9 protein-coding genes are annotated in these 14,788 nt (G+C 47.0%); 5 read left to right on the top strand and 4 right to left on the bottom strand.

Translation table 11 applies throughout. The features are described 5' to 3' along the window. Window positions 1–55 precede the first annotated feature (55 nt). Window positions 56–2,311, top strand: a complete 2,256-nt coding sequence (locus tag AB8599_RS16185) for an Orn/Lys/Arg decarboxylase N-terminal domain-containing protein (protein ID WP_407333936.1) — start codon at window positions 56–58, stop codon at window positions 2,309–2,311. Between the two features lie 195 nt (window positions 2,312–2,506). On the opposite strand, the gene pyrC is transcribed toward AB8599_RS16185, so the two are convergent. Continuing rightward, complete coding sequence (pyrC, locus tag AB8599_RS16180) at window positions 2,507–3,532, bottom strand: dihydroorotase (RefSeq protein WP_407333935.1); 1,026 nt, start codon at window positions 3,530–3,532, stop codon at window positions 2,507–2,509. 293 nt (window positions 3,533–3,825) lie between these two features. On the opposite strand from pyrC, the gene AB8599_RS16175 reads away from it, so the two are divergent. Together AB8599_RS16175 and AB8599_RS16170 are read left to right on the top strand one after the other, a co-directional pair. Then, the gene (locus AB8599_RS16175) at window positions 3,826–6,369 is read left to right on the top strand and encodes a galactose oxidase-like domain-containing protein (RefSeq protein WP_407333934.1); all 2,544 of its coding nucleotides are present in this window, start codon (window positions 3,826–3,828) and stop codon (window positions 6,367–6,369) included. Between the two features lie 201 nt (window positions 6,370–6,570). Continuing rightward, window positions 6,571–7,233, top strand: a complete 663-nt coding sequence (locus AB8599_RS16170; protein WP_407333933.1) for an SCO family protein — start codon at window positions 6,571–6,573, stop codon at window positions 7,231–7,233. Window positions 7,234–7,526: 293 nt separating this feature from the next. Here the strand turns inward: AB8599_RS16170 and AB8599_RS16165 are convergent, their stop codons facing one another. Together AB8599_RS16165 and AB8599_RS16160 are read right to left on the bottom strand one after the other, a co-directional pair. Beyond that, window positions 7,527–9,461 (bottom strand): hypothetical protein, encoded by a 1,935-nt coding sequence (locus AB8599_RS16165; RefSeq protein WP_407333932.1) that lies wholly within the window; start codon window positions 9,459–9,461, stop codon window positions 7,527–7,529. A 209-nt stretch (window positions 9,462–9,670) separates the two neighbouring features. Then, window positions 9,671–9,955, bottom strand: coding sequence for a hypothetical protein (locus AB8599_RS16160; RefSeq protein WP_407333931.1), 285 nt, complete (start codon window positions 9,953–9,955; stop codon window positions 9,671–9,673). Between the two features lie 1,098 nt (window positions 9,956–11,053). On the opposite strand from AB8599_RS16160, the gene AB8599_RS16155 reads away from it, so the two are divergent. Next, window positions 11,054–12,727 (top strand): Calx-beta domain-containing protein, encoded by a 1,674-nt coding sequence (locus AB8599_RS16155; RefSeq protein WP_407333930.1) that lies wholly within the window; start codon window positions 11,054–11,056, stop codon window positions 12,725–12,727. A 120-nt stretch (window positions 12,728–12,847) separates the two neighbouring features. Here AB8599_RS16155 and AB8599_RS16150 read toward each other — a convergent pair whose 3' ends face one another. Further along, on the bottom strand, window positions 12,848–14,002 hold the full coding sequence (locus AB8599_RS16150) for a DUF5666 domain-containing protein (RefSeq protein WP_407333929.1): 1,155 nt from the start codon (window positions 14,000–14,002) through the stop codon (window positions 12,848–12,850). A 428-nt stretch (window positions 14,003–14,430) separates the two neighbouring features. On the opposite strand from AB8599_RS16150, the gene AB8599_RS16145 reads away from it, so the two are divergent. After that, window positions 14,431–14,625: a hypothetical protein gene (locus AB8599_RS16145; RefSeq protein ID WP_407333928.1), complete on the top strand. Its 195-nt coding sequence runs from the start codon at window positions 14,431–14,433 to the stop codon at window positions 14,623–14,625. The last annotated feature ends 163 nt before the right edge of the window (window positions 14,626–14,788 follow it).

Here is a 14,788-nt window from a genome sequence, read left to right as displayed (position 1 = left end):
TTCATCGTGCAGGCGATAAACCGTATCTTTTTCTTTAACAGGTGACACTCAACTGATGAAATTTCGCTTTCCCATCGTAATCATTGATGAAGACTTCCGCTCTGAAAATATTTCAGGGTCGGGTATCCGGGATCTTGCTGAGGCTATCAGCAATGAGGGCATGGAAGTTGTCGGTTTTACAAGTTATGGCGACTTAACGTCGTTCGCGCAGCAGGCCAGCCGCGCTTCGTGTTTTATTGTCTCGATAGACGATGAAGAGTTCGACACCAATGATGAAAATGACGTGAATATCGCGCTGACGGCGGTACGTGATTTTCTGCACGCCGTGCGCAAACGCAATCGCGACATTCCTGTGTTTCTGTATGGCGAAACGCGCACATCGCGCCACATACCCAATGACATTTTGCGCGAATTGCACGGCTTTATTCATATGTTTGAAGACACGCCTGAATTTGTAGCGCGACACATTATTCGTGAAGCCAACAAGTATTTAGATTCATTGGCTCCGCCGTTCTTCAATGCCTTGATGGATTATGCCAATGACAGTTCATATTCTTGGCACTGCCCAGGGCACTCGGGCGGTGTGGCGTTTTTGAAAAGCCCTGTCGGCCAAATGTTCCACCAATTCTTTGGTGAGAATATGCTTCGCGCTGACGTGTGTAATTCCGTCGATGAGCTTGGACAACTGCTAGATCACACCGGCCCTGTTTATGACAGTGAAGAAAATGCAGCGCGTATTTTCGGTTGTGATCACCTGTTTTTTGTTACCAATGGCACGTCGACGTCGAACAAAGTGGTGTGGCACTCGACGGTTGCCCCTGGCGACGTGGTGGTGGTCGATCGCAACTGCCATAAGTCGATCTTGCACTCCATTATTATGACCGGCGCGATTCCTGTTTTCTTAACGCCGACGCGTAACCATTACGGCATTATCGGCCCGATCCCCAAAGCCGAGTTTGCCCCAGAAGCGATTCGCAAGAAGATTGAAAAACATCCGTTTGCGAGCAAGGCTGTGAACAAAAAGCCGCGCATTTTGACCATTACACAAAGCACGTATGACGGTGTGTTGTATAACGTGGAAGAGATAAAAGGGATGCTGGGTTCAACCATTGATACCCTGCATTTTGATGAAGCGTGGTTGCCGCATGCGTCGTTCCACCATTTTTATCGCAACATGCACGCCATTGCGTCTGATCGTCCTCGTTCAGAAGATGCGCTGGTGTTCGCCACGCAATCTACCCATAAGCTGTTGGCGGGCTTGTCTCAAGCGTCGCAAATTCTGGTGCAAGACAGTCAAAACCGTAAGCTTGATACGCATCGTTTCAATGAAGCGTATTTGATGCATTCATCCACAAGCCCGCAGTACGCGATCATAGCATCGTGCGATGTGGCGGCAGCCATGATGGAACCTCCGGGTGGCACGGCATTGGTGGAAGAGTCCATTCTTGAAGCGTTAGATTTTCGTCGAGCGATGCGAAAAGTCGACGATGAGTTCGGTGAAGATTGGTGGTTCAAGGTGTGGGGGCCAGACACGTTTGAAGATGAGGGGATTGGCGAGCGTGATGATTGGGTGATCCATACCGATGACAAATGGCATGGATTTGGTCAGATTGATTCGGGCTTTAATATGCTTGATCCGATTAAAGCGACCATTATTAACCCCGGCTTGGACGTGGACGGTAAATTCGATGACATCGGTATTCCTGCGTCTATCGTCAGTAAATACTTGGCGGAGCATGGCATCATCATTGAAAAAACGGGGCTGTATTCCTTCTTCATCATGTTCACCATTGGTATTACCAAAGGCCGCTGGAACTCGATGGTGACGGAGTTGCAGCAGTTTAAAGATGATTACGATCAGAACCTGCCACTGTGGCGCGTGATGCCGGAATTCGCGGCGCGTCAGCCAAAATACAGCAAAATGGGCTTGCGTGATCTTTGTACGGATATTCATAACGTTTACAAAGAATATGATTTGGCGCGTATTACCACTGAGATGTATTTGTCTGACATTGAACCCGCGATGACGCCAGCGGATGCATGGTCGAAAATGGCGCACCGCCAGATTGAACGTGTTGCTATTGATGAGTTGGAAGGGCGCATCACCGCCATGCTGGTGACACCTTACCCTCCGGGTATTCCGCTACTTATTCCGGGTGAGCTGTTTAATAAAACCATCGTGCGCTATTTGCAGTTTGTGCGTGATTTCAATCAGCGCTTCCCTGGTTTTGAAACCGATGTACACGGCTTGGTGTGTGAAAACATCGACGGTGTTGATCACTATTTTGTGGATGCGGTAACACGCGAATAGCGGGTTGAGTGAGCTAACGCTAACGATTGAATTGCATGGTTAGTGAATACAAAAAGTGACTAAATAAAAAAGGCCCAACCACACAGTGGTTGGGCCTTTTCAATCATTTGCGCCTTGGAATTATTTACGCGTTACTCGCTGACGAGCAAGCGAAGCTCTTCGGGTATTTTACTTTTCAGTTATTTTGCTTTCCGGTTACTTCACTTTCCAGCTAATGCTTTCACCACCACGAATGGGCACCACAATGTCAGAACCAAATGGCATGGTTTCTGGCACTGTCCATTCTTCTTTCGTGAGGGTCACGGTATCGCTGTTGCGCGGTAGGCCGTAGAAGTCGGGGCCACTGAAGCTGGCGAACGCTTCTAGGTTGTCCAGTTTGCCTTCTTGCTCGAACACTTCTGCGTAAAGTTCTAGCGCGGCGTGAGCGGTGTAAGAACCGGCACAACCACACGCAGATTCTTTCGCGCCTTTGGCGTGAGGGGCAGAGTCTGTACCCAAGAAGAATTTCTTACTGCCACTGGTTGCGGCTTCTACCAAGGCTTTTTGGTGCGTGTTGCGCTTCAAAATCGGCAAGCAGTAGAAGTGCGGCTTAATGCCACCAACCAGCATGTGGTTGCGGTTATACATCAAGTGGTGCGCAGTAATGGTTGCCGCTACGTTGTCGTTGGCGTTTTTCACAAAGGTGGCTGCGTCAGCGGTGGTGATGTGTTCAAGCACAATTTTCAGTTCTGGAAAATCGTTAACGATTGGCGCTAACACGGTATCTAGGAATGCTTTCTCACGGTCGAAGATATCTACGTCATGGGTGGTGACTTCACCGTGGATAAGCAAAAGCATGCCGACTTCCTGCATGGCTTCCAATACTGGGTAGATATTACGCGCAGACGTCACACCAGAATCTGAGTTGGTGGTTGCGCCAGCAGGGTAGAGTTTTGCAGCCACAACACCCGCTTGTTTTGCTTTTTTGATTTCTTCTTGCGTTGTGTTGTCTGTCAGGTAAAGCGCCATCAGGGGCTCGAACTGTGCAGACGGCTTTTCTGCCATGATGCGATCGCGGTAGGCGATGGCCATTTCAGTGTTGGTAACAGGAGGAACCGTGTTCGGCATAATCAGCGCGCGACCATTGTAGCGGCTGATGTCTTGGACGGTATGGGTCAGAACTTCACCATCGCGTAGGTGAACGTGCCAGTCGTCAGGGCGTGTGATTGTTAGTGTGGTCATTTTTAGGCGTCCCTCCATAGAAAAATTCGGATTGGCGCCTGTCAGCAAGGAATGAGAAAAGAAAGCAAACGCTTGCGCTCAGGCGGCAGGATGATAGTAGAAAAGCGTCTGTATTTCATCTTCTTTCTGTTGAAAATGTCTTATTGGTTGTTGAGATAGTCTTAAAGTGTCTATCCCTCTAGTTCATATGATTTTTTACACAAAAGTCTCATTTATAAGGCAGTGCTTAGAAGTGAATATCCCTATCATCCGCAGGTGCACATGAGAGTGTCAATAATACATGGAGTATTCTGATGATTTTTAAGGTTCGTTGTTCATCCTCAAGCTCAAGCTCAAGCTCAAGCTCAAGCTCAAGCTCAAGCTCATCCTCATTCTTTCTTCTTCCCGTCTTTATTTCTGCGATAGGTCTGCCTTTTCTTTCGGTCGCGGCCCCTATTACTGAAACGGCCAGGGTGGGCGGTTCCGGTGGTGAGCCATACCTCGTTGATTGCTCTGAAAACGCGGTTTTGGTCGGCATTAGTGGTCGTTCAGGGAATGTTATCGATCAGCTTAGGGCGGTATGTGTTTCTGTTGATGGCCAGGGCAACTGGCAGGGAACGCCGGAAACGTATGGAGAACAAGCTGGTGGAAACGGCGGAGGTGCGTTTGATTTAATCTGTCCTAGTGGTAGCGCCATCTCGGGAATCAATGCTTATTCGTCAACTGAGTGGGATATTGGGGTTGTCGGAAAACTGTCAGTGCACTGTAAAGCACTTTCAGGTGCCACTTCAGTTTCTGGCGTGCAGAGCACCATCGGAACAGCTGGCCAACAAGGCCTTGATTTCATGGATTTGTCCTGTGCAGATGGGAAAGCAGCGCAAGGTATAACGGGTCGTTCAGGCTCGCTGATTGATCAAGTTGCTCTGCGATGCAACACAGCGTCAAACCTTGGTAAAGCTGTGATCACTGAAACCGCTGAAGTAGGTACTTTTGGTGGTGCGCCGTTTAGCTATCAATGCGAGGACGGAAAAGTGTTGGCCGGTGTCTTTGGCGGGGGGGGCTCCATCATCGATGGGATTGGCGCTATCTGCGTTGAGGTTAATGAGACCGGCAGTTGGATTGATGCACCAGTACGTTCAGAGAAAGCTGGCGGGGCGGGTGGCGACGAATTTGAGCTACTGTGTCCGCAAGACCAAGCCGTATCACGTTTAGATGTTTCTGATGGCCAACATAACGGCGCGACACTTGTTGGAAAAGTCAGTGCATTTTGCCAACCATTGCTTTCTCGCGTGAGTTTGTCAGGAGGAAACGAGGGGAATTATGGTGTTACTGGGTTGTCAGGTGAGCCTGCGAAGAATCTGAGTTGTGGCAATATGGCAGCCACAGGCATTACTGGTCGTGCGAGTGGGTATATTGACCGCTTGGGCGTGACGTGTTACGCCAACCCTAAAAATGCAGGAAGTTGGAGTGAAGTTCATGATTGGCCATTAATTGGTATTCACTCGGTGTTGACGGCGGCAGGCAAAGTGATGACCTTTGGTACTAATGATCAAGGCATTCAGGGCGCTCAGTATTACTACGACGTATGGAACCCAGAACAAGGAATGGGTGCCGATTCGCACCTAACCCTAGAGAATACAATGCAAGTCGACTCTTTTTGTAGTGCGCCTGTTGTTATCCCAGACTCAGCAGAAATCCTGATTTCGGGTGGTGATGCGCGCTATGGGCAGGGTCAGAATAAGGGCATTGTTGATGCGGTCGTATTCAATGAAGTTGACAATTCCCTCTCTAAAACGGGAGACATGAACGCCGCGCGTTGGTATCCAACGGCAACAACACTGCCAAGTGGTGATATTTTGCTGGTGGGCGGTATTGATGGGGCTGCTGTTCCCAGCTGGACACCGGAAATTTATTCCGTAGAAGCGAAGCAGTGGCGCTCTTTGATTGGAGCTATAAGCTATGAAGCGTTTGGTAGTGATGAAGGGCGTTGGTGGTATCCAAGACAGTGGGTTGCTCAAAACGGTAAAGTCTTTGGTGTGTCAGGTTCTATGATGTATTACGTGGATACTGAAGGGAATGGCGCCGTTGAAAATGCCGGACTGCTTAATGGTGACGTTAAAAACTTCTATTCAACCGCGGTAATGTATCGTCCCGGTCTCATTTTGCAAATGGGCGGTCCAAGCCAAACTGGCGCCATCATCATTGATATCCGCAATGGTGCGCCTGTTGTTTCAGAAACCAACGACATGCATCACAGCCGTTTTGCCTGGGCGAACTCGACGGTTTTGCCGGATGGCACCGTACTTGTAACGGGGGGATCAGCACAGGACAATGCGTTGGTTGAAGAGGCGTATACCGCCGAAATCTGGGATCCTGAAACGGGTCAATGGACGACTGCGGCGAAAGCCAGTTTGGCAAGGCTCTATCACTCCACATCGCTATTGTTGGCCGATGGCAGAGTACTGATTGCGGGCGGCGGTGCACCCGGGCCATTGACCAATACCAATGTAGAAATCTATTCTCCGGGTTACTTGTTGACCGAGTCGGGTGAGCCTAGAGTTAGGCCAACGATCTCAGAAGTGCCGGCCTCTTTACCAGCCAATGGCGCAATCAGTTTTTCCTCAAATCAAGATATCTCGCGTCTGACGCTTGTCAGAACCGGCGCGGTGACGCACTCCTTCAATATGGAACAGCGTTTTTATGATTTGGCGTTTACACACTCGAATGGTCATGTAAGTACTACGCTCACCGCTGACCGGAATTATTTACCTCCTGGCCATTACATCCTTTACGCATTTAACGATGAGGGTACGCCTTCTGTAGGTCAGATTATTCAAGTGAAATCTGACAATACATAAGGATAAAACCCGTCGTTATTCGGCGGGGTGGTGGTGCATCGAGTCAATGTGAATCATATGAAGTGATGATAAGCATGACTGGAAGCGTTGGATCAACACTTGATTATGTAGTAGTCCAATGCACAAAGGTTGATGGCAAGGGTAACTGGCAGGGACAACCAAGAACGGTATCTAGTTGTCCCTGCCGATTAAGGAGTGATGATGAAACGAATGATTACGATTGCGCTGATTTCAGCGTTGCTGATACCGTTTTCTTTGCATGGAGCGGCGTTTGATCCTCTCAAAGAGATGCCAAAGGCTATTGACCCTTTGGTTTTCTCTGAGCGGTTGGCTGCGATCAGCTTTACTGATCAAACTGGTGAAGCGGTATCGATAGGTGATTTTCGTGGGCAGATAGTCCTGATTAACTTCATGTATACCACCTGTGGGACGGTATGTCCGATGCAGACGCAATACATGAAATCCATTCATCAGGAAATGCCAGAGGAGATCAGACGTGATTTTGTTATGTTGTCTGTCTCTTTACTTCCTGAGGAAGAGACGCCAAACGTGCTTTCTGATTACACACGGAAAATGAACATTGATTCAGAGAATTGGCGCTTTCTGACGGGACTGCCGTCTGTTGTGACCAAAGCAGCAGAAATGTTTGGTATTAAGACTCAGCGCAGCGAAAACAACGTACTGGAGCACACGGCAACCTTCTTCTTGTTAGACGGCAATGGTGTGATTATTCAGCGATACGCAAATCAAGTTGCTGCTATTCAAAGAATCACTTCAGACGTTATGGCGCTGCATGAGCTAAATATCGCTAACTCAGCGGGACTGAGTGCCAAGGCGGCATCATTTTCTAGCGCAACAAACTAAAGAGAAGCAACAGGAAACCAACAGACGCTGAAATCTATGGCGGAAGAACGCAATGATGATGGCAGCACATATCGGTCTTGGCGCGAAGTGATTTATGCCGCGATTAACGATACACCTATATAGATACACCTACATAGATACGCCTATATAGACAGAGCCATTTAGTTCGAAACCAACAAGTTTGAGAACATCAATGGATTTGATATCAATGCAGATGGTTTTTGTGAATGGCGATCTTTCGACTGATGACGTTCATAACATTGTCGCTATCTTGTGGGCGTGAAACATATCACCTAGTACAAATACACCGCACCGGATTTATCTTCAAAGCCAGAATCTGTTGTCTCAGAACCATCAAAAATGAGGCCTGTGGCTCCGTTCTCTTCTCCTGAAGCGCCGACAACCAATGTGGAGGCGTCACTATTCAAGGCGAGACTTGACCCAAAGTCATCACTTTCGCTTGTATTAGACGCTTTGAAATACGCAGATTGAGACCAAACCCCTCCTGATTTTTTGTACATATACACCGCACCAGAATAGGTTGCGGTAGCACTGTATGTTGTTTCTGATCCATCAGTTGTGATACCCGTCGCTTCGCTGTCTTCACTGTAAGCACCCACCACCACGGTTAAGCCATCGGAACTGACATCAACACTATGGCCAAAGTAGTCAGCTTCATTGGTATTTGAGGCTTTTAAGTAAGCGGTTTGGCTCCAACTTCCTCCATTGTTTTCAAAAAGGTAGGCGGCACCAGAATCGACGGCCGTGCCAGTATCTGTGGTTTCTGAACCATCGAGGATGACGCCTGTCGCTCCGTTGTCTTCAAAGGCGGCGCCGACGGCTAAAACAGTACCATCCTCGTTCAATGCCACACTTGTTCCAAAATCATCAATAGAGCCAGTATTGGATGCTTTTACGTACGCAATTTGGCTCCAACCGCTGGTGTTCTTGAAAAGGTAGACAGCACCAGAGCTAAACGCTGTTCCGGTATCTGTGGTTTCTGAGTTGTCAGTGATCACACCGGTTGCGTCATTATCTTCATCCATCGCGCCTACCGCTAAGGTGCTGCCATCACCGCTTAACGCAACGGAATCGCCGAAGCCATCACCTGCGCCGGTGTTGGATGCTTTGACATACGCGACTTGGCTCCAAGTTGTTCCACTTTTCTCAAAAAGATAAACGGCACCGGAATTGGAAGCGGTGCCAGAATCCGTGACTTCAGAACCGTTGGTGATGACCCCTGTTACACCGTTGTCTTCTCTGACTGCACCTACCGCGAGTACAGTGCCATCGGTATTCACCGCCAGACTATGACCAAACTGATCATCATCACCTGTATTGGACCCCTTGACGTAAGCCGTTTGAGTCCACACATTGCCGTTTCGGGTAAACAGATAAACAGCACCCGCGTTTGAAGCCGTGCCTACGTCTGACGTTTCTGAGCCGTTAGTAATGATCCCTTGCGCACTGTTATCTTCATATTTTGCGCCTACCGCTAAGGTTAACCCATCACCACTGAGCGCGATTTTTCCACCGAAGTTGTCATCAGCACCCGTATTGGATGCCTTAATGTAGGCTGTTTGCGACCAGACGCCGTTCGTTTTTTGAAAAATGTATACGGCACCAGAATCGTTGGCCGTGCCAGTATCTGTGGTTTCTGAGTTATCAGAAAATATGCCTGACGCGCCGTTATCTTCCCTGTAAGCGCTAACGGCAAGTAGGGTTCCATCATCACTAATGGCGACCGATTCGCCAAAGCGATCCAGCGTCTCTGTATTCGACGCTTTAAAATAGCCGATCATCCCTGTAATCACAGATGGGTCAGGTGCCGACTCGCTCGATGACATGACATTTGTTCCGTTCGACGCCAGCATGAAGTAATCCTTCCCCAAGGCTTCAGCGACACTTTCTATTTCGATAGTCGTCGTTAAAACGTCTGTGACTGAGGCACCGAGCGCTTGGCAGTTGTTGTCTTCATTTGTGTCTTTTTGACAGACGGAATAGGTGATTCCCGCCTCATTTGACGCCGCTGTCCAAGTAAATTGAAGTTGTTTGGGGCCTGATGTTCCCGCATTGATACTGGTTAAATTGAATGACGAGAGTGAAGGCGGGCTATCTTCGTTGCTGTCTGAGTCTGCAACAGCGCCTGTGAGCGAGGGATCATCGCAACAGCCAGTGAGAAGCAGGAACATTAGAAAAGGAAAAAATGGCAATTTGCTTTGCGTCATACTGCATATTTCTCAACATTGAAACATATGCTAATGATAGTTCTAAATTTCCAGTCTGTTCACGCTTGCTAAATAGGGTCAGTCTCACTTTGGTCAAAATTTTTGCGAGAGTCGTGCCTTGAGGATGTTGCCGCGCCTTTGTGGATGTTGTCTCACCTTTGTGGATGTTATAGATAGAACTAGCCTTACAGCGTGTTCCATTTCGACACCTATTTGACTCTGAACAAACAATGTTCTGCATTGCCAATTTTGAAGCTAGCTGATTCGGAGAGCTTGAGTTGGTTTAGTTCGTCAATCATGTAGTCATCGTAGTCATGGCGCTTCATCCATTGCATGGGTTCTGAGAAACTGTCTTCGCTCACCACAAACGATTCATTCTTCAACGTGCTTTCTCGCACGTTTACAATCCACATTCTTTGTTGAAATTCACTGGTACGGTGAAGCTTACCAATCAGGTTTTTGTTTAACTGCTTAAAAAAATGCGTCACCTTCATTGGTCTTATTCTCCCAGCCAAACATGTTTTTTATTAAGTATTTAGCGCCGTCGACACTGTTTTAATACACGGCGTTAGCTTGATGTTTTGACAGAGTAATCTGTGTTGATGCCGTTTTAAACCTTAATCCGTCCAAAGAAGGAGAAATGCGGCACTCATCTATTCAACCGTTTGATTAAAACGGGTAGCTACAAGATGCCTTTAGGTTTGATCCCTGAGATAAGTGATTAGGTGATGTCTATGCAGTATTTTAGCGATCAACGCCGAGACTATTACTGCTTTCATCTTTTCTTCTCTGCTTGTTAATTTAGGCAAATATTATTGCCCGGTGTCTGAATTCTTCGCTAGATAAAAAATACTGTCTATCTGAACGCGCCTTGTCGTTGTCTCTAAACGCTGGTTGGTTACTGAGGCTTATATATTTTGCTATCGTTAGCCGATGAACGGTAATCCATAGCTTTCGAAAGGTTTTTCTTCATTGATTTGGTTGGTGATTGCCATCTCGACTCATCGCAAGAAGGTGAGCAGCTCTAGGTGTATGTATTGATTTGTATTCTTTGATCTAACAGGCGAAACCCCTCAACCCCTAAGATGTGATGGCCCTAAGATGTGATGGCATTGAAGGGAGTTGAATTTAAGATCATGAAATACACCCAAACAAACGCAAGCGGCTTGTTCAACGAGAGTTTGTTTGGGTGTCAAGCGTGGCGCTGGTTTGAAAGCATAGTCGCTCTACGTTGAAAATCAGCAACAAAGAATGGTGGTCAGCAAAACTCGCCCTTTGGAGGCCTCTCATCTTGGGGTTGCTTGGGTATATATGGGTTTAATACACATGGATATGAATAGTATCTGTGGTGTCAGATAGATATCTGCTTGGCTCATACTTTTCTGCTCGTATTTCATCAAGCAAGTTCAATATTGAGAATACTTTCTCATTATGTACTCATCCTTTGTTGTGAATATTGCCTAGTTGTCATATCAGCCAAAGGATAAGCGATCATTTTACTGTTAATGTTATCAACAGTGAGTTATCGAAATAGTTACAAAAGATTCAGGTAAGGAACGTTGGATTTTCATCTATTAAGGAAGGACACCTTTATGAAGTATGCTCGTATTGCAATGCTTGTCGCGGCGACTACATTAACCTCTGCCGCTGCTTATGCAGAATGTTATGGCAACGTTTATTCAATGAATGCAGGCAGAGGGCATGTGGGTGCGCTTCTAGACGTTCAAGAAAGCAAGGAAATGGGTTCTCAATATTTTCTCGATGCTTCAGAGCGCATGCTTCTTGATTCGAAAGCACTATTTAGCGCCTCTTCAATGGCATACGATGCTAACTCCGACCGAATTTACTATGCAAGCGTTCCAGCACCTGTTACTTACCATGTGGAGGGTGTCGAATCAGTATTTACCGAAGAAGAGTTAAAAGCACTGGATTTTCAGGCAAGCACGAGCACTAAGTTTCAGCTAGCTTACTTTGATGTGGCAAGTGGTACGCATCATTTGGCGGCAGATACCAAGTATCAAATTTTGCGCATGGCGTTTGACCCTGCCACTGGTGTGCTCTACGCGTCAGATGCTAATCGCCTTTTCACGGTTGATACTGTGTCTGGTGAGATGGTTCAAGTTGCATTATTTCCAATGAACGTTCGACTAGGTGGGTATACAAACTGGGGTGATTTTGAGTTTGTGGATGGTGAGCTGTTGTTTGTGACCAACACGCGCACTTTCGTTGTAAACACTGAAACGGCAGATCTGACGCTGCTTGCTTTCCATAATTTGGACTTTGTCGCTGGCGTAACGAAAGATCAAAATAACCAATTACTTGTGACGACTAAAAACCAAAATGTGTCGGGCAATGTGAACACGAACCGAATTTGGCGTTTAAAGCCTTCTACGGGTGAAATTGTTTCTGTTGGTATCTTCCCAGCGCGAATTAGCGCAATGGCGACGGTGACATCTGAAACGCATACTTGTTATGACACTACCGTGTTTGTTAGCGATGCTAAAACCGAATTGTCTGGCCTGACGGCAAGTTCGACAGCGGTGAGTGAAGGCTTTACGGCAGACTTTACGGTTTCATTTGCTAAAGAGACCGTTGGTACGAGTAACACTATTAATTTGGCTTTGGTCAGTGGCTCTGCGCATTTGAACAGTGATTACAAAAACGCGGTAACGTTAACGTTCTCTGACAACTCAACAGCAAGTGCGACGTTGTCTGCGACGGGAACTGAAATTGCGCTTCCGTCAGGTGTGGATTCATTCAAGATCTCCGTTTCTACTGTGAATGACAGCACATTTGAACAAAACGAGAACTTTTCGGTTCAAGCATGGCTGGAAGATGATAAGAGCGATCTGAAATCGGCGAGTGTGACAATCCGTGATAACGATGTTGATGTGGATGGCTTGCTTACTGATGCAGCCTCAAAGGGGGAAGTGACTTGGCATGGTATTAACATTATTTACTTCTCTTTAGATAAAAACATTGAAGGTATTCATGCCAGTTTAGGTGGTACCATTCCAAGGGGAACAACTCTTGAGTTCTATCTTGATGGCACGAAGTTAAACAGTTTCACAATCAATGGTAGCGGCAAATACTATGAGCGTGGTCCCAATGATATGCGTCGTATGCAATTCGGTCAGGTTGTTTCAGCACGTCTAGTCGGCACAAACGGAAAGACATATTACGTAAAAGGCGGCATTAGTCTCGTCGGCGTGAGCATCTTGGGTGGCAAAAGCGTTCCAGTTGACTGTTCTAACGGCTGTAACTAATTCTGATTGATTAACACTGAGCGTGAACCAGATAGCTGCAAGCTCGGTGTTAGTATTCAGTAAACAAAAAGGGGCGTTCGCCCCTTTTATTATGTTTGTCGTCTTGATTCAGAGGTTCACTTAGTCGTCTTCTCTTTCAATCTCACGCGCAACATAATCACCGCTGATGATCACGCCTTCTACTTCTAGACGTTCACCATCAAGAGTATCTATGGTTAGGCCGTCGTCAAAGCGAGTTTGAGCATCGATGTAGATAGTTTGTTCTTTACCTTTGATCTTGATAACGAATGTTTCGTCATCGACGTTCACGCTTGATGCAGTGCCTTCGGTTTCAAATTCAAACGCATCCCAATCAAAGTCAAAATCAACGTCGTCTTCAAATTCGATTTCTTTGGCAATCAGCTTGTCGCCTTTTTTGATGTAATCGACTTCCACTTCAGCGCCGATGCGTAGAGAGGATTTGTCGCCATCGTCGTATTTGGTCGATGGGTGAATATCAAAGGTGCCGCGATAGTTCACTTCAAACGCGCTCTTATCTATCGCTACCCAAGTGACAATACCTTCAATCTCGCCGTCGCCATGGACGTCGTTGTAGTTTTTGAGTTTGATCTTTTCGGCGGTCAATACGCCGTTATCTTCGTTGTAACCACCAATCACCTCAACCCAGGTGCCATTGCGCAGTTTCTTTGGGTTGTTGACTAAGTTTTCATCAAACAACACGGTTAGCGATTTGCCAATTTTAAAAGTGCCGTTGTTGAAATCAATGGATGAAATGCGGCCTTCTGCTTCCGCCAACCCGTCTTGATCAAAGTCGAAGCTAATCACTGACAAGACTTTGTAGCTGTTGTTGGCGCTTGGGAGTGAAGAGACCATCACCCAATCACCGTTTTGAATGCTTGGTGAAAGGGCAGCAAAGCTTAACTCAATGCCATTAATGGTAAACGTGCCTGCAGGTTCGCCGATTTTTTCAATACGACCGGTAAACGTCGGTTCAAGCTCAATGTGCGCGCCTGTTTGTGCGCGTGAAGCTGTGTTTGCATTCACCATTAAGTTGGTTTCAAGGTGCTCAGGGGCAATATTGATACCACGGTACTGGACGCTTTCTACTTGATACTGATGCCCGTTGACGGTCACGGTATTTCCGGAAATCTGCTCGATCTTGCCTTCAACCGACATTGGTGTTGCTGGCTGAGTTGTTGTGTTACCGCCATCGCTACCGCCACCACAGGCAGTCAGAGTCAGGGTTAGCAGGGGAATCATTGCGTATCGTTTCATTCAAAAGTCCCTAAAAGACAAAGTGCTTAATTTTCGGCGCGGAATCTATCACAGCATTTGTGCGTGAAAATCAGGGCGAATGTCAGCGTTTTGTCAGATGTGACATTGGTTCAAGTTACTTGGCGCTATAAGTGCTTGATTGCGTAGAAAAGAAGCGTTTATTGAGTGGGGGGATGCAAATCTCATCGCATTTTCTGCTTTCTGTCTCTTATCTGAATATGTGATTCATGGATGATACGCATGTGCATTCAGGGTGTTCACGCACTGGAGTCATCCCGCTGCTGGTGTAAGACTCTTACTATCAAATCAGTAGTCAGTGATGTGACACGTGCTTCGCACAGCGCCAACATGTGATCTGCGAACTTACGTTATTTCGTCGCAAGGGGTAGTGGTTTGATGGAAATAGTCGGGCGGAAAGAGAGCGGCAGATGAAAGTCCAACACTACCTTAAATCCTATGATGAGTTTTTCGACACGATTGACACCCAACTTGTGGATGGCATGTATGTGATTGAGCGCAGGCGTCCGCGTGAACGCAGGCACAACCGTGTGAAGTTTCAAGGGTACGACCGCCGCAACAGTGCGGATCGTCGAGACAACAATATTATTGATGAGTATATTTGAGTCCTAAAAAGGACTGCAGAAGTGGCTTGCGATAAATGTGCAATGAATGTGTGAAATGAATGTGCGCGATGAATGCATGCTGGTGAATGAATAAAAACGGTGCCCAACGGCACCGTTTTTCGTTTCAGCTATTGGGTTTGATTTGTTGAAAGCAAGTTTAGCG

It is taken from the genome of Enterovibrio litoreus (assembly GCF_045679545.1).
In the GTDB taxonomy this organism is placed as follows: domain Bacteria; phylum Pseudomonadota; class Gammaproteobacteria; order Enterobacterales; family Vibrionaceae; genus Enterovibrio.
Note: the sequence above shows the minus strand (reverse complement) of the source record. Positions and strands in the feature narration are given on the sequence as shown.

Excerpts from the sequence above, each read along its gene's own strand:
- AB8599_RS16170 (WP_407333933.1), top strand. The coding sequence starts at position 6,571 with ATGAAACGAATGATTACGATTGCGCTGATTTCAGCGTTGCTGATACCG.
- AB8599_RS16185 (WP_407333936.1), top strand. The coding sequence starts at position 56 with ATGAAATTTCGCTTTCCCATCGTAATCATTGATGAAGACTTCCGCTCT.
- AB8599_RS16155 (WP_407333930.1), top strand. The coding sequence starts at position 11,054 with ATGAAGTATGCTCGTATTGCAATGCTTGTCGCGGCGACTACATTAACC.
- AB8599_RS16150 (WP_407333929.1), bottom strand. The coding sequence starts at position 14,002 with ATGAAACGATACGCAATGATTCCCCTGCTAACCCTGACTCTGACTGCC.
- AB8599_RS16175 (WP_407333934.1), top strand. The coding sequence starts at position 3,826 with ATGATTTTTAAGGTTCGTTGTTCATCCTCAAGCTCAAGCTCAAGCTCA.
- AB8599_RS16145 (WP_407333928.1), top strand. The coding sequence starts at position 14,431 with ATGAAAGTCCAACACTACCTTAAATCCTATGATGAGTTTTTCGACACG.
- AB8599_RS16165 (WP_407333932.1), bottom strand. The coding sequence starts at position 9,461 with ATGACGCAAAGCAAATTGCCATTTTTTCCTTTTCTAATGTTCCTGCTT.
- pyrC (WP_407333935.1), bottom strand. The coding sequence starts at position 3,532 with ATGACCACACTAACAATCACACGCCCTGACGACTGGCACGTTCACCTA.
- AB8599_RS16160 (WP_407333931.1), bottom strand. The coding sequence starts at position 9,955 with ATGAAGGTGACGCATTTTTTTAAGCAGTTAAACAAAAACCTGATTGGT.